Source organism: Rothia sp. HMSC071F11 (genome assembly GCF_001809115.1).
In the GTDB taxonomy this organism is placed as follows: domain Bacteria; phylum Actinomycetota; class Actinomycetes; order Actinomycetales; family Micrococcaceae; genus Rothia; species Rothia dentocariosa.
The window spans coordinates 1-20,278 of record NZ_KV795737.1; the positions used below are offsets into that span (position 1 = coordinate 1).

Consider the following 20,278-nt stretch of genomic DNA (forward strand, 5'->3'; position numbering starts at 1 on the left):
ATCCACCGAAGTAAACCCCGCCTTGATACGTGGAACTGCGGAAATCGGCATCATCATGGTAGGTGGAGCCACTAAAGTCAGCATTACCCTTATAGGTGGAGCGGCTGAAATTTACCTTCTTACAACAACGTAATTCACTGAGATTAACAGGTTTTGTATAGTAAGAGTTCGTGAAGTCTATAGGGTAGAAGAATATACTTCCTGAGAAGTTATATTCAAAATCTGACCATTTACCCGGAGTACTTTCTTCTAGACCTTGTAAACGGTCGTGAATTTCTTTAATAATACCCAGACGAACATCTGCTTCAGCTTTGAACTCTGCTTTATCTTTATAGAATTCCTGTTGATTATCTTTATAAACCCCATCAGATGTAGGACTATCTTTATCTTCTAGCTCATCATATCGAGTAGCAAGAGTGAATGGAGAACGAATATAGGCGCACAGATTATTGATAATAACCTGTCCTTCTTTGAGTCTGTCCTCATATTTTCTTATAGACTCTTCTTCGAGCCATTCGTCCACAAGTCCAACGAGTGTATATACGCCACCCATACGGACGGAGGATTTTTCATCGCCCAGCTGTTCTATCGCTTTGGTATACCGTTCTCGGCGTTCTGCTTTACGTTCCTTAAAAGCATTCGCTTCAAACTGTTCCTTTTGTTGAATAAGCACATTTTCTTGATGTGACCGAAGATTCTCGGCAGCTTCACGGTCGTTATCATTTTTTCGGCGAGTCTCACCGAGCGCAATAAGACCAATAAGTCCACCTGTTGCTAGAAGAATTGCTTGTCGGAGCGCCGCCGCTCCACCAGAATTAACGCTGCCTTCAGGTAGGTTCATAACGACAGGTAGTAGGAACGCATATGAGCCACCCACTATGCCACTAGAAAGAATGCGTGCATGGAACCAGCGAGGATCATCATCTTTCTTGAAGATTGGGCAAAATATTAGAGCAAGATAACCACCGGTTAGAATAATCAAAACCAATGCTAAATACACTTGCAGCTGGTGCTCGAAACGATAACCACATACCCACGCAATAACCCAGATAATGCTTAGCAAGACTTCTATTACAAGAGTGCTACCAGCGATACAATCAATAGCACGCCATTTCTTCTTCTGCTGTGAAGCATCTGGCGTAGTGACCTGTTCTAACGTAGCCTCTACATCTTCGTGTTCTTCTGGCATCGACTATCTATTCCTCATGAGTGAGTAGCATGTTCCTTCTCTACTTTATCGCACCTTCAGTCTGTATATCAGATTTTCCTAGATTTTGAGTCAAGGATTATTTTACAAACATATGCTGGTTGATAGATTTTAAATATGTTATATCTTTAACAAGAGGCGCAGGGTTTTAGACCCTGTCCGAATCTCCAAATACTACGTACTATAGGAGGTATCGGATAAATCTGTAGATGCAGTAGCTATCCGAGGAGTGCTATAGAAGAGAACTGGACTAGATTCTAGCTACTGGGTCTTCAAGACTATGTAAAGGTGAGGACACTAAGAAGGTAGAGTATTTAGGTAAAATCCTATTAGGGATTCATCTTCATCAAATGTGATAGAGAAACATGAGGAAATAATGAATATTCTAGATAATAAAAATAAATTTTCCGACATAGATAATTACAAAAATGACATATTATACAATTCATTATTGCGTGTTTTATTTATATGGGTATCGTATATTCTTTTATTAGCTTTAGTAATATACATGTTGGTGAGTTTTACAATACTTGCTAGGGGTGGTCTGAATATCAATCAAAATACTAATGAATTAATTAATATAACTTATAATGTAATTTCCTTTATTCCTTCACTTTTTAAACTTGATCCTTCTATACTCACTATGTTGGTGACAATATCTCTAACAATATTCGTTGGAATGGGGATTGTTGATAGTAAATATAGTAATTTGGATATGTATGATGAAGCAGTATCTCTCGCTCGTCGATTGTTTGCACTAGGAGTTGCAAATGGCGCAGGAGTAATTATGTTTTCTAATTATATGTATGGTTTATTTATATTTCTTTCAGGTCGAAATAATCCCGAATTTGACAAGAATGTGCTTTATAATCCATCGTATATATGGACTTTTTTATTTTTATCTGCATTTGTAATTGTAGTTGGAAAGATTGCGAGCGATTATCCCAAAGATCGTCAGAAGTATACAAATAAAATTTTGCGTCGACTGATATATAGAGAAAAAGCTGGCGGGTATTTAAGTGATTTTTGTATAAAAGATACTAAAAAATTGCGTGAAGAATTTCTCGAAAGGCGTCTTGCTTTCTTTTTCCCTCAAGGGTCTTTTAGGGCAATTTTATGGTACTTCGCACTATCTGCTTCTGGTCAACTATTCTTATTAGGTATATTTTTTAATTGGGTCTGGGAAGGAAAGATATTCTATGGAGATAATATTATACTACTTCCACGTATATTTATTTTAATTATACTTAATTCATTATTTTACATATATTTAGAGGTGTACTACACTCCTTTGGCTCTAAGGAGAAATATATCACGGAAGAAATTTAAAAATACATTTAAATTTATAGTTCATATAACTGCAATATTTATGATTGGAATATTTAATCTATATTGTAATTTGTTGTCAGTTCTTGTTTGTATAAGTAATGGTTATTCGATGCAAGAATGGGTGTATAAGTTCGGCTCAGCATGGTTTATGGTAAGTTTGGTAGTAGCTTGTACTGTGACTATTTTAAGCTCCTTTTTATATCGTAAAAGTATTTTATCTTTCTATTGTAATATATTTATGGGAGAAAAATATGATAAACCCAAAAAATCTATGAATCTTGATACTGTGTACCATCTTATGTTTATATGGAATTTGTGGAGTAAAGCTCGAAAGGCTTATCGGAAAGAGCTTTTTGTGAATAATGAAAAGTATTCTGAAATAAAAATGGTGCATAGATACTGGTATATTCATGATAATTTAAGTGATTTGGATAAATACGATTGCGATGAAGGGGGTGAAATAATTATTATTCCGTGTAATCAAGGTGATCGAGAAAAATAAAATAGTTGTACTATGTACTAAAATAGAGTATTTAAGAATCTCTGGGTTGATAATAATCTATATAGATTTTTAATATCTACCTATTTTCTCCTGTGTAGTATTATCTGGCAAATAGGGTAGTAATTTCTTTCCACCAAACTCGTAGCTCTTCGTTGAAACCCTCCAACCTTTCAAGAAGCTCTCGCCGCTCTTGTGGTACCTGCGAGTCATAAAGATAGGCTCGCGCCTCATACACCTCCCGGAACTTTGCCGCAAGATAGTCTGCCTGTCCTGTAGATAGGAAACCGCATCCCAGAGGAAGACCCTCAGATCCGAGAGCTATAGAGTAACCGCTATCTTCAACCACAAAATCATTGCTGGATGAGCCAAATAACGTTGCCCGCGCATCCTTCTCAGCAACAAAACAGGGTGCACTCTGAACAAACCGCGAAGGGAACGGTTCCCCGAAAAAGTCGGTACCAAAATTCAGGGCACCGCAGAAAACAGACCCGTACAGGGAAACCTCGCCGCCAAAGACAGAATCGCTCACAAAAACTGAGCCTCGGTACAGCGAGCCGTCGAACCCAGCCTCGCCCCGATAGGTAGAGCTATAGAATAAAGCCTCATCGTAGTAGAGAGACTGGTCGAAAAAGACCGATCCGCCGTAAACAGAATCGTGGAAGGAAACCTCACCATAGTAAACAGACCAGTTGAAACGCGCCGAATCATGGTACGTAGATCCGCTCCACTGGGCATCACCAAAATAGGTTGAGTTGTTGAAGAAAACCCAATCGTAATACGTGGAATCGCAAAAATAGGCGCTCCGTTCATAGGTGGAACCGCTGAAATCGGCGCTGGCGTAGTACGTGCACCCGCTGAAATCAACGGAATTCTGGTACCAGGAATCCTTCATATCAACCGGGTAGAAGAAAACACTATTCGAGAAATCGTACTCAAACCCAGACCACGAGCCTTCTACATAATTCCTTCTGTCACCCTGAGGAAAATGGCGCAACCGGCGGTGAATTTCCTGCAAAGCCCGTTGACGAACCTTTGCTTCTGCCAAAAGCTCTGCTCTGTGTACGGAAAACTCTTGGTGGTTCTCCCTGTACGCGCTGTGTGGGTTGGGCTTATTCTGCGAGAGCTCATCGTACCGAAACGCTAGCTCAAAAGGGGAGCGGATGTAGGCGCAGAGAATATCTACGATGCGCTGGCCCTCCGTGTGCTTTTCTTCCGCCGATAAAAATTCATCGGCAAGGTATTCATCCGCCAGCCCCACGAGGGCGTGCACCGCGCCTAGCCGTGTGTAGGAGTGCGCGGAGCCGAGCAGCTCGACGGCTTTTAGGTAACGTTCCTGCCGTGAAGTATTCAGGGTTTTCTCGTCTCTGGCGGTCATGGCGGGCGGCTCCTTGCGTGGTGGTTGGGGCGTGCCTTTTCACCCTACCGCATCCTTGTTTACCGCCTCCAGATTTCAGCCGCTAAAAAAGGCTCTTTATCCGAATAAAGAGGCGAAAAGTACGCTTTATTCGAATAAAGAGCCTTTTTACGCAAGAAGCGCAAGAGACAGGGGAGAGAGCCCCTAAACCCCTACCTGCTGGCGGTCTTGCTCCTGCAGCGGGATCGTCGTGATTTTCTCGCGCCAGGCGTGCAGTTCCTCAACGGTAGACTTCAGCCTGCCCGAAAGTTCCTTGGTCAGACCCAGCTTATCGGTGCTGCGCGCATCGTCGCCGTGAAGATGCTGGGTGATCTCCTGCAGATCCCCGTTTTTATGCGCCAAATACTGCTGATGCTCCACAGCCAGAGGCGGGCACTCGCTCGGCAGCCCGGATGCACCGGTATCGATAGCGTAGCCCTGCCCCAGAGAGAAGACATTCTCTGTCGGTGCGAAGAACGAAATGTACTGCGCCCACGCCTCAACATTCATGAAAGCGGGCACCGCGCCGGTAAAGACAGAACCCTGGAAGGTCACCGCATTACCATATACGGAACCCCTAAAGAGCGCCTTGTCGGCATACGTCGAGTTCTGGAACCCCGCCAGACCGTAGTACAGCGAGCTCGTGTAATTCGCCCACTTGCTGTACACCGAACCCTGAAAATCAGCCCAACCGTTATAAACAGACCGGCGGAAATACACATCGCCACTGTAACGGCAGTGATTGAAATGCACGTCGTCCGTGTAGACAGACCCGCTGAAATCCGCCCGATGATAGGTGCAGTCGCCAAAACTTGCCACCCGCGTGTACACGCAGTTATGGAAGTTCGCCTGATTATGATAAACGGAGTTGTTGAAGGTCACGGTACCGGTGTAGACGGAGTTATGGAAGTTCGCCTGATTATGGTACTCAGAGCGGCTGAAATCCACCGCGCCAAGGTACGTTGAGTTACGGAACACCGCCCAGTTGCGGTACGTGGAATTCACGAAAGTTACCGCCTTATGGTATGTAGACCCGCTAAAGTTCGCCTGATCCAGGTACAGGTTGCCGCTAAAGTCTGCGGTGCTGCGGTATACGGAATCGTTCAACGATGCCGCGCCGTGGTACGAAGACCCACTAAAGTTTGCGTGCGCCAGATAGGTAGAACCGCGGAAATCCGCCCAGTTACGGTAGATCGTGCCGCTAAAATCGGCTTCGTACCTGTAGGTGCACCCGCTGAAATCAGCGGTCTTATTGAAGAAGACTCCGCTGAACTCGATGGGGTAGAAGAAGGTGCTTCCCGAAAAATCATATTCAAAGTTCGTCCACGGGCCGTCCTGGTAGCCGCCCGCATCCGAGGGGGCGCGCAGACGGTCACGAATCTGCTGCATCAGGCCGAAACGCAGCTCAGCTTCTTCGCGCAGAAGGGCGCTATTCGCGTGAAATGCGCCGTGCGTAAGCTCCAGGGCGTGCGGGTCAAAAATCGGCGGAGACTGAATGTATCCGCTGATCTTATTGACGATGCGCTGCCCCTCCTTATTGCGGTCTTCGTAGCTTAAAGTTTCGTCCTCAAGGCATTTATCGACGAGCGCAAGCAGGGTATAGAGACTTTTCTGCCGCGTTTTCGCCTGCTGATCCTCAAGCTGAGCGGTAGCTTGCTGGTAGATAGACTCACGTTCTGCACGTGTAACGCCAAAAATATCAACGCTTTTGTGGGCGACCGTCGCCACGCTTGGCCGGTTCCGGCGGGTGAATATGATGAGTGCGAGAACTGTGAGCACACCGCCGATCGCATACAGCACAAGTGAGAGAGTGGTTTGTTTGGTGAGGAATGGAATAATAATTGCGGCTATTACGCAAAGGATCGCACATATAAGAATCGACCAGGCGATAGGTCTGGCAGTCCGCGGCTTAGAAGGCTCTAAAAGCGGCGGTTCTGTAATGCTTTGTATGCGTGACTCTGCGTTGAGGCGGTGGTCGTCCATGACGGGGCTCCTTGTGGCGAGTGGGTGTCTAATGCCGTACTTGTCGTAGAGCTAGTCTTCAGCAGGAATTTTACACCTTTAAGTTGAATCTGAGACACCCCACGCCACATAAACAGTGTTTCAATATTCCGTGACAAGGCGTTATTTTGGTAACACTGCACTTAACAGGTGGAGCTTTTACCCGCTCTTATGCGCTGTTACGCGCGAGAATATGCGGGGTATCTAAAATCCAGAAGCGAAGACCGTGTTCCCCATGCAATTTTTCGCTATCGCTTTGGTATCGCTGCGAAAAGTTTTGGACAGAGAGTGAGCACCCGACGGAAGAACGAACGTCGGGTGCTCACTAGGGAGGTGCTCTCACTGACACTGTGCGAGGGTCTGGAGGGGTCTACCCATCCCTCCATACCGCGTGCATGTAAAACGTCAAGCACGCCACAAACTCAAGGGGCACGATTGTGAGCGTCCACAGCGCATCCAGCGCCAGGTTACCGCTCGTAAGCAGTCGGAACCACAGCGGAGAAACCGCCACACACAGTACCGCGCCCAAAGCATTGACGGACCGCACCAGCCCGGTGCCCATCCGAAAATTGAAGCACACGTTCGCAACAATATGCCCCAGCGCGTATACCAGAATGAACTGCCCCATCGGGTGGAACAGTATGTGGCTCCAGTCGCTAGTCAAATCGCCACTCACCAGAAGCGCGAAGAACGTCATCACATACGGGAGTACCATAAACAGAACGCGTACCGTGTACCCCACGGATGCCAACGTGTGCCTGAAGGTAACCTCACCCGAGCCACGCTGCGGGATGCCGTGCGCACGCTCAACGCCGCCTAGGGCGGTGTACGCTCCCGCAGATGCTGCTCGTGTGCTCATGATTCCCCCAAAATATGGTTCGCAAGCATGTCTGGTGTATAGGTTGAGTTTCTATACTATGCCTTTGCGGCATTAAAAACCCTCATACTCAGGGATGATTTATCAAAACTTAATGTTCGTAAGCTAAATACAGCTCAGATATACACATGTTCAACCGAGGGTCTGAAGGCGTTATACCGGGGAAGAAGCACGAGTGTCTAGTAAATAAGGCATGACGTCACAGTCTGTAACAAATCGGCCGATTAGGCAGGTTTTTCTAGGACTAGAAGTGTCTGCAGTCCTTTGACGGGGTACACAGGCATTTAGTCCCAAACCGTGCCAGCCGGTAGTTTTCCGCTGTAGAGCCTGGTGTTTTTCACAAGAGCGCACATAAAGGTCGGATGCGCCAGGATCGTACCCGGCGCATCCGACCTTAGACTGCGAGAAAGCGACCGCCTATTCGCGTGCTAACCTCTCGGGTTCAACATCGTCCTTCGGCTGCTCGATGATTGACCGAGCCGAAGCAATAATCACGCTCAGAATAATATCCGCCATGATGAAGATATAGGCTCCGGCTGAAGAATCCTCACCCGACCAGCCAGCATAGACGATCGCCGTGACGATCAGCAGAATAATACCCAATCCGGCGCTAATTCCATTCAGGATGCGCATGCCCTTCGTAGACTTCGAGCGCACCGCGAAAATGCACGCCGCAATCTGCACGAGCATATACACTGCGCCGCCGTAGCCGAGCATCATGTTGAAGGTTCCGCCGCCGCCAAAGCCGAAGCCATACATCACCAGGCATGCGGCAAGCAGAACGGTACGAATCGCGGTTACCGTAACAATGGTCTTGAGCTCGCGCGAACGTTTCTGCTCGGGGGTTTTCTCGGCACCCGCAGGCACCGCCCCTGTAGTTGCGGCTATCTGACCGCTTGCCGGTGCCCCTACCGATACCGCTGGGGTGTTTGCCGTAATGATCGGAATTGCGGATGCGGGCATGGTGTCTTCATACACCTTCTTAGCCCCGGTTTTCTCTGTGGAAGCCTGTGCCTCGGATGCGGTGGAGTCGGCAGGGGCACTAGACCCGCGCTCTGCCCGGGCGGCAGACATCGTATCGGCGATGGACGGGAATGCGCCCTGTTCCTGGGCCTGGGCGGGAAGCTGGCGGGTCCTCACGTCTTCCGCGTCGCCAGCCTCGTCAGCATCCGGGCGTGAGATGGACTGCGGAATGTTATCGGCAGGTTCAGCCTCCAGTGCCTCCGCGTGTGCGACGGCGGGTTCAGGAGCCTCAGAATCCTGTGGTTTCTCCGAAAGATATGAGCTTAGCGGGCCCTGCTCAGGTCGGCTCTGTACTGGCAGCTGACGGGTCTGCGTATTTTCGTGGTGCACAGCCTCGTCAGCGTCCGGGCGTGAAATGCTCTGGGGAAGCGCCTCCGCAGGGGTGTTCGTATCGATCTCAACGGCGGCGGGTTGAGCGCTCGCGGCCTCGGCAGGCTGGGGATTTGAGGTCTGTGAGCCCCACGGTGTGGACTGGGTAGCGTGAGCGCTCTTGGCCGGGGAATCCTCGGCAGATTTCTCAGCGGACTCTTGAGTCTTCGCGTCTTGCGGATCCTGCGCTGCCTGCGAGGTCTGGGTGTGCGCATCCGGCCCGGCATCCTGAGGGGGCAGCGAGTTTTGGGCAGGTGATTCTTCCTGCGCGTGCTGCACAGTCGTCGAAGTCTGAGAGCGTCGAGGATTGCTGAAAGGCGAACCTCCCTGGTGGTGCGAATCCTGTATGCGCTCAGAGGTATGAGGATTCTTATCGCTCATCGTGTCTCCCTCGGATGCTGTGGCTGGTGTTAAAGTCTGTGGGCAGGTGTTGAGCCGGTGCGGGCGGGGTGGTTTTCCGCCTAGAAAATCCAGCGGGTGCTAGGCACCGGTAAGAGCTCAGCTAAGGCGCGGTCAGCGGTATGGCTAGGCTGCGAACTGGAATTTCGCGGGATAACCTCTGCAATAGTACCCAAAACGGGCACGAGTTGCCTAAACACCCCGGAAATATTGGGCTCTTTAAGGATAGCGAGAGATATCTCCAAGTCAGCGTACAACACGAAGTTACCTTGCACAACACCATATGTATAGTCGAGCTTGAGCCTGCAGTCGGATGCGCGGCAGGCACCCTTTTTCGGGTGTGTGTATAGCCCGGAAAGCCCGGTGAATCTTCGCCCGCAGTACTGTAGTTATGAAACCGACGGCGGGTAGAAGAATCTGAACACGCCTAAAATAGATGCACTGTAAAGTAAATTATTATAGCCGCATCCACGCAAGAAACCTGTGCATGCCGCTTGTGCGACACGCGTAAAGCACGCGAAATTCCCTTACAGGCGCTCAGCCAGCCGATCTTAACGCTGGCCATACGGTCTGCGGGATGGTTGTGTTTTGTTGCCCAGGCGCATCCACAGGTATTTGACACCCCATGCCGTGCCGACCGCTACCGCGAAAGGTGCATACGCCTGCCAGTCTTGCCCGGCGAACCCGAGAATCAGGGCGCAGGCACTTAGCGGGGCGTTCATCGACAGGCTCAGGAAAGTGACCGCACCCAGCAGCCCGGCTATCCCGAGAAGTTCTGATGCATGAAGCGCTCCCGCGCCCGGTTGAAGCTGAATCAGCGTCGGGAACACAAGGATTAGAGCGCCCGTAAGCACGAAACCGCAGGCGGAACCCAAGGCTAACCCCGGTGTGAGCGTGCCTCCGTATGCACCGTTGCGCAGGCTCGCCACCACCAGGATCGCTTTGGCTGCCAGCAGCGCGAGAGCATAGAGAAGAGCCTGGCTTAAGGTGGCCGTGTCAAGCCTGCTGGAGCTCGAAGACAAACCGGATGCGGCATCGAAAATATGCTGGGTCAGCGGGCGGCCGTTCCCCAGAATCTCCGGCAGGAAAATCGAGGTCACCGCCACCAACGCAAGTACCAGAGGAAGTCGCCAGAGCACGTTCCGATTCGTGGTCTTGAGGCTCTCTGCGCGTTGAGACGCCGCCCGGAACCACAGCGCCAGGGGAGTGATAGCCAGACCAAGAACAACCGCGAGCAGCAGCGATTCACCGGTGGTCTGCAGCTGCGGGACGGGGTAGGTGGGCGCATCCGGAATCACCAGATGCGCGGTGCAGGTTGCCACAAAAATCAGGGTCGCACCCGTGAAAATATTGCGCAGCGACAGGGCTAAACCGAGAGCCTCAAACAGGAAAACAAAACCGCCCACCGGAACCTGGTACACAGCCGCTAAACCCGCCGCCGCAGCCGAGGCTACCAGCACCGGGCGCACGGTCTGCGGGATGCGCATCAGATCCGCCAGATGCCCAGCAAACAGTGCGCCCAGCTCGCGCGGGGCAACCTCTTTACCCACCGGCGCACCCGCACCCACGGCCACAATCTGAGTGAGGCTGTGCAGGGTTTGCCGTAGAAATCCCGGGCGGCGCTCCTGCGGAGTTTCGCCGCGAATCTGCGCTTTAACAGACGCCAGCTTAGTGCGCCGCTGAAGCAAAAACCAGATGATAGAGACCGCCGCGCCCACCGCGATCAACACCAGCACACGTCGAACGGTATCGCTGTGATCCGTCACGATCGGATGCTCCGCCTCCGTATGCCCGAACGTGAGCTCCTGCATGATATCCAGGAGGTAGTGCAGAATAATCGCCCCGCCACCGGTGGCCGCGCCAACCAGCACGGTGCACAGCAGAAGGTGGGCACAGCGAATCAGACGTGTTTTCATCGTTTTACATTCTAGTCGCGAACCGCAACCCTTTTTTGTATCGGAATACAGGCGGAGAACAGTCGGATCCGGTGTTGGATTGTATGCTAGATAACAAACCCTGTGGTGCGGGCGGCATGCGCCCCGCGACACGAACGAAGCAAACAGTAAGGATCGAAGATGACCGAACATATAGCATTCCTCGGCACCGGCTCCATGAACGGTTCCATCGCTGCCGGGCTCATCGAGGGCGGGTACCCCGCAGAAGCTATCCGCGCCACCGTGCGCAGCAAAAACTCCATAGACCGCTTGCGCCATCAGTTGGGTCCTAAAGGGCGAGATGCCGTCGTGATCGGGTGCGAGCTCAAGCCCGAAGCCAACCGTGAGGCGGTCAGCGGCGCATCCGTAGTGCTTCTGGGGGTTAAACCCTATGGAATCGTCGAGCTGGCGCGCGAAATTTCGCCCGCCCTCGCCCCGGATGCACTCGTCATTTCGGTGGCGGCAGGAGTCACCCTTGATACGCTGCAGAAGGCTCTTCCTGCGGGGCAGCCGGTGATCCGCTGCATGCCCAATACGCCCTCAAGCGTGGGCAAAGGCGTGCTGGCGATCTCTGTGAGTGAGGCAGTGACTGAGAAGCAGCTTGCGCTCGCCGAGAAGATCCTAGAGACCGTAGGCCTAGTAGTGCAGGTGCGAGAAGATCAGATGGATGCTGTCACCGCCGTTTCGGGATCCGGCCCCGCCTACGGGTTCCTGCTGGCGGAGACTATGGCGAGTGCCGGTGTGAAGCTCGGTCTGGATGAAGAGACCGCACAGAGGCTCGCATCCGCAACGATTGCGGGAGCAGGGTACCTGCTGGATAGTAACCCGGATGCCGCTGCCCTGCGTAAGGCTGTTACCAGCCCGAACGGAACCACTGAGCGCGCTATCAATACCTTTATTGACAAGGGACTTTTCGATCTCACCGAGGACGCGATGCGCGCCTGCGCCGCCCGCTCCGCCGAGCTGAGCGAACAGTACACGGCTGACTAGCCCCCGCCTCCTGCCTTCTCCCTACATAAAAAGAGCCTTTATTTGAATAAAGGCTCTTTTTATGACGAAGAAGGGGAAGACAGAACCTACGGGCGGGCCGCGAAACGCTCGATCAGATCCACCTGCCCCGAGACAATCAGAATATCCCGGGAATGGATGCGCGTTGCCGCATCCGCATAGGTAAACTCCTCGCCAGGAGATTTAATACCCACCACAGACACCCCGTATTTCGCGCGAATATCCGACTCCGCCAGGGTGAACCCGTGAGTTTCCTTCGGCGGGCGCATCTTGGCAATCGCAAAATCGTCGTCGAACTCGATATAGTCCAGCATGCGCCCCGACACCAGGTGCGCGGCGCGGCGGCCCGCATCCGCCTCCGGGTAGACCACATGATGCGCGCCAATACGCTCTAGAATCTTGCCGTGTGAGGGGGTGATCGCCTTCGCCCAAATCCGCTCAACCCCCAGATCGACTAGGTTCGCGGTAATCAGCACGGAAGCCTCAATCGAGGTACCCACACCCACAACCGCAGACCCGAAATCACTTGCACCCAGTTGCCTGAGCGCGTCAATATCGCGAGCATCTGCTGAGACCACGTGGGTGAGCACGCCCGTCCATTTCTGCGCAATCTCGGGGTCTTTCTCAATGGCGAGAACCTCTTTATTTTGGGCGTGAAGCTGGGCGGCGGTCGCCGAACCGAACCGTCCTAACCCAATAATCAGTACGGGGGCGTTGTGGTTACTAGCCAATGACGGGCCTTTCTTCGGGGTACTTATACAGGCGGCGGCGAGACCTCAGCGCCAAACCGGTGGCGGCGGTAATGGTGCCGATTCGCCCAATAAACATGAGCAGGGAGAGCACATAGATGCCCGAGGGCGGCAGTTCCGTGGAGAGTCCATTTGATAGTCCGCAGGTTGCGTATGCGGAAATGACTTCAAAGAGCACGCGCATGAGCGGCTGGTCTGTTATCGCCAGCAGAACTCCGGTGCCCACAAGTACAATTCCGGTACTCATCATCGTCACCGAAATGGCGATGCGCAGCGCCGACACCGGGATTGTGCGCCCGAAAGTCATCACGAATTGGTCGCCGCGTGCCTCCGCAATAATTGCAAGCATAATCACGGCAATCGTGGTGACTTTCACGCCGCCTGCGGTAGATGCTGAGCCGCCGCCGATAAACATGAGCACATCGGTTATGAGGCCGGTAACCGGGCGAATATCGTTCATATCGACCAGGTTGAACCCGCCCGAGCGCGTCATGATGGAAGCGAAAATCGAGCTGAGAATTTTCTCACCCGCGCTGTAATTGCCAATAGTACGCGGATTTGCCCATTCGGCTATGCCCCAGAGCAAGGCACCCAACGCAAACAGGATGCTCGTGGTCGTCACCGTGAGTTTGGTCGTTAGAGTCCAGTCGCGGGGCCGGAAGGGTTTCTGCTGAATCGTCATCAGCACGGGGAACCCGAGTGCCCCCAAGAACACGGCGATACTGACGGGTGCGAGCACGAAAAAATCGTGTCCATAGGGTACTAAGCCATCGGAATGCGGGGTGAACCCGGCGTTATTAAAGGACGAAATGGCGTAGAAAATACCGTGCCACAGGCTGGTGGGCAGATTCTCGCCAAGAAGCAAAAAACGCGGGGTAAGAACGAGGGCGATCGTCGATTCGATCCCGATTGAGGTATAAGCGACGGTACGAAGCACGCTGCCGACCTCACCGAGACGCCCGATACTGAGCTCTTCCTGCGCGATAAGTTTAGAGCGCAAACCCATTTTCCGCCCGATCGCCAGGGCAAGAAGCGAGGTCATGGTCAGCGCCCCTAAACCACCAATCTGACAGGCGAGCAGAATCATAACCTGCCCGAATACTGACCACTGAGCCGCTGTTGAAACGGTCGTCAAACCGGTCACGGTCACCGCACTGGTGGCGGTGAAGAATGCGTGGTGAAATGGCGCAGGTTCGCCCGTGACCGAAGAAATCGGCAGGCTCAACGTTACGGTGAAGAAAATGATCACCAGAAAGAAGGACGCGATAGCGGTTCGCGAAGGTGAGGAGAAGACAGTCGTATCAATAAGGTTGCGCAGCTTCTCGTAGCTTCGGATATCGAAGGGGTTGAAGCGGCGAGTAACCTCTTCCTGTTCATACATCATCGGCGATGTAGACGGAACTTTGCCGATAGCGGTGGAGATGCGACCCTCAGAAAAATCGCGCACCCGTTTGCGCTGATGCGCGCGCAGACGACGTAGATAGCGTCCCACGGGTGCCTCCTTTCCGATCGTGCGCAGAGTTTGGGCGGGGTACGGTCTTGGTGGGGATGTTTAGCTTTCTCTAGTGTATCGCCCAGGCATGCAGCTGAGCGGAACATCATAGGTATTTCTAGGGATAATGTTGGAACGGTTGTTGTGGTGCATGCACTGTGTGGGCGTGTATATGCCATAAACGATATATAGCTAGAACGGAATATTATGAGCATTTGGTAATATACGCGGAAAGCTTAGCGAAAAACCGCGTAGTTTCGGGCTAGAACCCATAAAACAGGTATCGAGCATCCGCCGAAATATGTCATAATCGCTATATGCAATCAGACGTTTTTTCAGTGATCGCGGACCCCACCCGCCGCAATATCGTTCATCTTCTGGCTGAACAAACACGTACTGTTGGTGCCGTTGTTGAGCACTTGAACATGAGCCAACCCACTATTTCAAAGCACCTTAAGGTTCTACGTGAGGCACGGGCAGTCACCGTGCTGGTCGAGGGGCAGCGCCGCCTCTATTCGCTGAACCCTGAAGTATTTGACGAGATCACCGCCTGGGTTGCCGATATACAGGCGATTGCACACAGCACGAAGGAACAGCGGGAGTCACAGATTAAACAGGCTTCTGTGATTGAGGTTGTCGATGTTGTCGAGTCCTCAGGCGATGACACCGCGAAAACCGAAAAGACTGAAGAGCCCAGCGCCGAGGCCAAGACTGAGAAAACTGCGCACGCTGGCGAGTCTGAGACCAACGAGCAAAAACAGCAAGATACAGAGCAGCGCCCTAAAGCTACCGGTAAAACCACCGATGAAACCGCTGGTGAAGCTGCCACTGCCCATGCTCAAGACGTACAAGATCAAGACAAGGCCTCGGATTCGGATGCGCCCGCCCAGCCCGTTGAATCCTCCTCCGTCGTTGAGCAGCCCGAGCCGACACCTCAGGAACGTGTATCCAAGACCCTTTCGCAGCGCAAGCGTTTCGAGGCTTTCCCGGGTTCTACCGGTTCCGCGAACGCTGGTGTGAAGCCCGGAGCAAGCCCTTCGGGCGAGCGGGATGCCGAGAAGGCTTCCGGGCAGAAAGATCGCGATGGGCAGGGCGCTTCCCACGAGACTGGCGCTCATGATTCGCACGCTGAGGGCGAATCGTCGGCTAAGAAGACGACGACGACCGCCGCGATTGCAAAACCCGCCATTTTTGATGATGAGGCACGTTCTGCCGAGAACTCGGTGACCTCCGGTCTGGGACCGAAGACCTCGACTAAATCCGCCGCGCGCATCGTGTCAAAACCCGCTCAGCAGGCGGCACCCGCCGCATCGGAAGAGGGCACAGAAACCGCCGGAACCGTTGAGGAAAACGAATTTATTCCCATGCGTCCTTTCACGCCTTCGGGGTCTTCCTATCAGGAGAAACCGCAGCAGTCCTATGGGTATGACGACGGAATTGATGACGGTCAGCAGGGGTTCTCGCCCGAGGCTCGCGGCTTTGTTCCCCGGTCAAAGTCGCAGGATAGGACCACCGCACAGGCAAAGCCGGAGGCAGTGAAGACCGACAAGGACGCGTCAGCTCAGAAGGACGCTGAACCGTCTGTGAAGAGCACCGAGTCGGCTAAGGCTCCCGCGCGTTCCGCGCGTTCGCACGATACGAAACAGCTCCACGCTGAGGCACAGACTCAAGAGCGCACGCACGTTCCGGGCGCTCAGCAGCCTGCCCAGCAATCCGAGGGTGCTAAGCCCGCGAAGCCGAGCTCCGCCGAGTCTAAACAGACCTCTCACGCCGCGAAGGCCGAAGCGCAAAAGCCCGTGAAGGATGCTCACAAGAGTGCTCAGACAAAGCCTCAGAAACCCGAATCACCTTCGCCGCAGGCTCAAACTGCCGCGAAAACAGAATCGGCTCATGCACAATCGGTCCGTGAAGAGGTTTCTGCCCCGAAGCCGGGTTCGGAACGGGCGGCGCAGGCGCATACCGGAAAACCCGGTGCGAAAACCGAAGCGCACACTGGTTCTCAAGAAACCCCAGCCCAGGCTGCGAAACCCGCCGAATCCCCGATGCAGGCGGCTGCATCCGAGAAGAAACCCGAGGATAAGCCCGCCGAAACCACGGCGACCAACGCACAAACCGCCACCCAGCCCGGCACATCTTCTACCGTGAGCTACGGCATCGACACTGCCGAAAAGAGCACGGAAAATGGGGAACGTGCGGTACAGGGTACTGCGCAGAAAAAGCAGACCGAGAAAGGTCAGGGGAACGCTGGCTCGCCCGATACCAAGGAACCGGCAAAACCCGCAACGGTTAGGTCTGCTAAAGGTACCGCCTCCACAGGCGCTGCAGCAAAAACTCAGGAGCCCGAGAAAAAACCGGCGGCTCAGGTGGAAGAGTCATCGTCAACCGCTCAGGAACCGCAAAAATCGGGTGCTGAAACCCCAGCAGAAGCCGCCCCTGCCGCCGCACAGAATATGACGCAGGCACAGTCCGAAGAGGCTAAGGCAGTGGAAGCTAAACTCGCCGAGAATGCGCCGGTCAAATCAGATTCCGTGACCTTCACGGCGGTGCTGCCCGTCGTCACCCCGGAAATGAGTTCCGTGCAGGGTGCCCGTCCTCAAGAGGACGAAGAGGCAGCCGATGCCTCTGACAAGACGAAGAGTGCGGCATCCGAAAAATCTGGTAAGAACGAGGAACTTCCGTACCAGACACAGACGGAATACACCTCAGCATTCGGCACTGCAGATACCCCGAAAGAACCCCCGCGCGGGCTGCTTTCACGCGTTTTCGGAAGGCGCCGGTAACATGGATATTTCACAGCATACGTCTCGTGGTGTTGTGCGGTATAGACCGCACGCGTGCACGACGGTTCTCATAGCATCCCACCTCTAACTCGTATAAACGGAGTTCTCATTGGCTATTCATCGCAAGATTCTGCGCTGGCTTGAGACCGAGCTTTTTGAAGGCAATATTCAGCTCGGTCAAAGCCTTCCTGACGATCAGCGGATTGCCCACGCCATCGGTGTGGGGCGTTCCCGAACCCGAGATGCACTCAAAACCCTTGAAGATATGGAATTGATGCGCCTGTACTCTGGGCGCGGTAAAGAGATCATTCCTTATCTCTATGAGGAACCGGCGGCGGCGGCTGCGGGGCCCATTCGTCTGCACATGTCTACATCGCGTTACCCAACCCGCGATATGCTGCAGACCCGCATCCTGCTTGAGAGCTGGGCGGTATCTAATATTGACCCCGACAAGGTCTCATTTGATGAGGTTGATGAGGCCCTTGAGACGCTCCAAGACGATACTCTGAGTATTGGTGAGTTTCTTGACCAGCTTTTGACCTTCCACCACCGGCTGGTGCGTTTGGCGGGTAACGAACTGGTCGTGGGCTTGCTGGTTGCGATCCGCCAGTCTTCCTTCGATTCCCTGCTGTCGCTTATGGGACGTTTGCCGCTGTGGAGCAGCACGATGACGCGCATCCGGGTGGAAAACCGTGCCATTGTAGATGCTGTCAAGGACGGCGATGCCCGCACCGCGCGCGAGCTAATTGCCCACCAGCTGCAAGAGCTATACTCCGAAGCTGGCATAGAACTGGATCAGGCGGCAAATACCCCGAACGGTATGCCTGCTGACCCCTCTGAGGACGACGAGGAATTCCAGGAGGAGGAATACTCCGAGGAAAGCACTGATTCTTCCGAAGAGCCCGAATCCGACGCTGACGTGGAAGAACACGAGGAAGCGGAGCCTGAGCAGGATATCGACGAGAGTATTCCCGAATCAGAATATAAGGCTGAGCAGGAGAAATCTCCGGCCGCGCAGCTTCCAAAAATTATTCGTGAAGGAAGCACCGTTTCACGCCGCCGTCAAGGGCGGGTGCGCGTGCCGACCCCGGTGGCCGTGGGCTTCGAGGAAGATGAAGCTGGGGAAACCGCATCCGCCGAGAACACGGGTGATACCCCCACGGCTGACATTCCCGAGCAGCAGGAAACCGTGGAGAGTACCCACGAGTCTCCGATCGATCCCCTTGAGGAAACCGCAGCGCACGAACCCCAGCTTGAGAGCGTGCAGCCCGAATTTGAGGATGACGTCCTGCCGGTTGACGAGCCCAGTGAGTCTGTATCTGACGATGCACAGGACAAAGAGTCTGCTAAAGAGGTAACTGCAGAAAAGGCTCCCGACAAGTCTGCTGATGGATCCGAAAAATCCAAGTCTTCGGAAGAAGCACAGGATGACTCTGCCTCTCACGAAGACTCGACCGAAAGCACCGACGATAAGGACGCTGAAGAGACACCCGACGAACAAGAACCCGTTCGGGAAGTCTATGTTGAGAAGGCTCCGGTAGGTAAAATCTCCGCCGAAGAGCTTGTGGCGACCGGCCTTATTCCGTGGCGCACCATGGGACAGCAGGCCGAGAGCGGAGCCTCAGCCCAGACCGAGGCTGAGGGGGAGGACGATGTTATTCGTGCGCCCCTGCGCCGAAACGTGCCGCCCGTGCGCCCCGCGCAATTCTCGCCGAGCAAGTCTGAAAAGTCAGAGAAACAGGAGAAGCCCGCGAGCGAGCGCATCAGCCTGATTCGCCGCGTTCGCCATTACTTCGGTCTTGATTTGCCGCATACCCAGGCGGTCAAGCTGGTTGAGGCGCAGGAGGCGGCCGAGCAGAAAGCCGCAGACAACGCGAAATTTGCGACAGAACCTCCCAAGGTAGAGCCTAAGTCCGCTTCTGCTTCATCGCCTGAGGATGCCCCTGCCGCTGCCTCCGCCGAGGCCTCCAAGTCTTCGGCGGCTGAGCAAGAGCGGGAAGCTTCCACAGAACCGAAGAAACCAGCGGCGGAGCCCTCGCTCGCGAAGGCGGCAGAGGCTCCCAAGCCTGCTGAGGCGTCGAAACCCTCGAAGCCATCGAGCGATGTAACTTCTAAGAGCGCCGAGCCCGCGCCGGAGGCAGCACCTTCGGATAAGACAGATTCGAAGCCTGCTAAGCCTGCGGAAAAGCCCGCATCCGCTCCCGCACAGAGCGTAGATTCGGCGAAGCACGAGAAACCCGCCACAGAGACCCCTCAGACGGATTCTTCTGACTCTGTGAAGGCAGAACCTTCGGATGCGCCCGTTCAGAGGGCGGCGGCGAATGTCGAGTTGGAGGAAACTCCGGAAGAAATACGTTCTGAGCTGCAGAGCGCGATTACTCTGGACGAGCCTTCACCCGATTCGGTGCCGACCCCGACCGCTGAGCCCGTGGCGGTCAAACGCCCCAATCGCAAGGACTCAGATTCTCAGGCTCCGGTGAAGAATGTTTCGGTTGCGGCTGCAGCCATACCGCAGCCCGTTCCAGCGGTTGCCCGCCCGGAAACGGCTAATCTGAGCGGTGTCGATTCGACTCCGGTTGCTCCTGCGGTGAACGAAACTAAGAATAAGCCTGTGGAATCTCAACCCAAGCAGAAGGCTCAGGCAGATACCGAGAAAACACCGGTAAAACCCGCCCCGTCACCTTCGGAGATTGCCCAGGCATCGGCAAAACCGGCTTCGAAGAAACCCGAGACGAAAAAGCCTGCGCCCGTAGCAGGTAGCGCCTCAAAGTCTGCATCCGCTAACAAGAAGGCTCTGACGGCGGTAGACGCTAACGGTGCTCCGAATCCTTTTGAGGGTTTCGACGTCCTGGGAGCTGTCGAGCGTGCGCATGCGGCGGAAGCGGCTGCTGCTCAGAAGAAGCAGGCAAAGAAGCAGAACCCCGCAAGCGAAGCTAAAAAACCGGCTCAGAACGGTGCTTCTAAGGGTGCCAGTGCCCTCTCGAAGGGGAAGAAGAACCGCAAGAGGCGCCACTAGCGCTATCACGCCACCATCTGGGGCGGCGGGAACTCGGGATTATGTACCCGTGGTTCTCGCCGCCTCATGTATATCCGCTGCGGTGGAAAAGACACCGGGGGCGAGAGAAAGTTCGCAAAATCGAAGGTTTTCTGCCCTTCAAATGGTGAAAATAGGCTATTACCTTGTACCCTAGGAAGGTAGCGTTCTCAAAACGCTT

Annotated in this window: 12 protein-coding genes and 1 pseudogene; 4 read left to right on the forward strand and 9 right to left on the reverse strand. The window is 53.6% G+C overall.

The window, feature by feature from the left end; translation table 11 throughout:
* Positions 1-1,189: pseudogene (locus HMPREF2554_RS02550) on the reverse strand (hypothetical protein); the annotation flags it as partial.
* 394 nt (positions 1,190-1,583) lie between these two features.
* On the opposite strand from HMPREF2554_RS02550, the gene HMPREF2554_RS02555 reads away from it, so the two are divergent.
* On the forward strand, positions 1,584-3,038 hold the full coding sequence (locus tag HMPREF2554_RS02555) for a hypothetical protein (protein ID WP_070553875.1): 1,455 nt from the start codon (positions 1,584-1,586) through the stop codon (positions 3,036-3,038).
* A 100-nt stretch (positions 3,039-3,138) separates the two neighbouring features.
* On the opposite strand, the gene HMPREF2554_RS02560 is transcribed toward HMPREF2554_RS02555, so the two are convergent.
* The 6 genes from HMPREF2554_RS02560 to HMPREF2554_RS02585 form a co-directional block, all read right to left on the reverse strand.
* Complete coding sequence (locus HMPREF2554_RS02560) at positions 3,139-4,413, reverse strand: hypothetical protein (RefSeq protein ID WP_070553877.1); 1,275 nt, start codon at positions 4,411-4,413, stop codon at positions 3,139-3,141.
* Between the two features lie 183 nt (positions 4,414-4,596).
* Positions 4,597-6,414: a pentapeptide repeat-containing protein gene (locus tag HMPREF2554_RS02565; RefSeq protein ID WP_070553879.1), complete on the reverse strand. Its 1,818-nt coding sequence runs from the start codon at positions 6,412-6,414 to the stop codon at positions 4,597-4,599.
* Positions 6,415-6,802: 388 nt separating this feature from the next.
* Positions 6,803-7,291 carry a hypothetical protein gene (locus tag HMPREF2554_RS02570; protein ID WP_070553881.1) on the reverse strand — a complete coding sequence of 163 codons (489 nt, stop codon included), beginning with the start codon at positions 7,289-7,291 and terminating at the stop codon, positions 6,803-6,805.
* Between the two features lie 435 nt (positions 7,292-7,726).
* Entirely contained in the window at positions 7,727-9,082 is a 1,356-nt protein-coding gene (locus tag HMPREF2554_RS02575; protein WP_070553883.1) for a hypothetical protein, read from the reverse strand.
* A gap of 80 nt (positions 9,083-9,162) precedes the next feature.
* Entirely contained in the window at positions 9,163-9,360 is a 198-nt protein-coding gene (locus tag HMPREF2554_RS02580) for a hypothetical protein (protein WP_037231202.1), read from the reverse strand.
* Between the two features lie 291 nt (positions 9,361-9,651).
* Positions 9,652-11,016, reverse strand: coding sequence for a chloride channel protein (locus tag HMPREF2554_RS02585; RefSeq protein ID WP_070553885.1), 1,365 nt, complete (start codon positions 11,014-11,016; stop codon positions 9,652-9,654).
* A gap of 159 nt (positions 11,017-11,175) precedes the next feature.
* Here HMPREF2554_RS02585 and proC point away from each other — a divergent pair, with 159 nt between their 5' ends.
* Positions 11,176-12,024 carry a pyrroline-5-carboxylate reductase gene (gene proC / locus HMPREF2554_RS02590; RefSeq protein WP_070553887.1) on the forward strand — a complete coding sequence of 283 codons (849 nt, stop codon included), beginning with the start codon at positions 11,176-11,178 and terminating at the stop codon, positions 12,022-12,024.
* Positions 12,025-12,110: 86 nt separating this feature from the next.
* Here the strand turns inward: proC and HMPREF2554_RS02595 are convergent, their stop codons facing one another.
* Together HMPREF2554_RS02595 and HMPREF2554_RS02600 are read right to left on the reverse strand one after the other, a co-directional pair.
* Positions 12,111-12,773 (reverse strand): potassium channel family protein, encoded by a 663-nt coding sequence (locus HMPREF2554_RS02595; protein ID WP_004005437.1) that lies wholly within the window; start codon positions 12,771-12,773, stop codon positions 12,111-12,113.
* A complete protein-coding gene (locus tag HMPREF2554_RS02600) occupies positions 12,766-14,175 on the reverse strand; it encodes a TrkH family potassium uptake protein (protein WP_070553949.1) in 1,410 nt (469 codons plus the stop codon). The genes HMPREF2554_RS02595 and HMPREF2554_RS02600 overlap by 8 nt, the downstream gene beginning before the upstream one ends.
* Positions 14,176-14,600: 425 nt before the next feature.
* On the opposite strand from HMPREF2554_RS02600, the gene HMPREF2554_RS02605 reads away from it, so the two are divergent.
* Together HMPREF2554_RS02605 and HMPREF2554_RS02610 are read left to right on the forward strand one after the other, a co-directional pair.
* Positions 14,601-17,063 carry a metalloregulator ArsR/SmtB family transcription factor gene (locus tag HMPREF2554_RS02605; protein ID WP_070553889.1) on the forward strand — a complete coding sequence of 821 codons (2,463 nt, stop codon included), beginning with the start codon at positions 14,601-14,603 and terminating at the stop codon, positions 17,061-17,063.
* Positions 17,064-17,172: 109 nt separating this feature from the next.
* Complete coding sequence (locus HMPREF2554_RS02610) at positions 17,173-20,079, forward strand: FCD domain-containing protein (protein WP_070553891.1); 2,907 nt, start codon at positions 17,173-17,175, stop codon at positions 20,077-20,079.
* Positions 20,080-20,278: the final 199 nt, after the last annotated feature.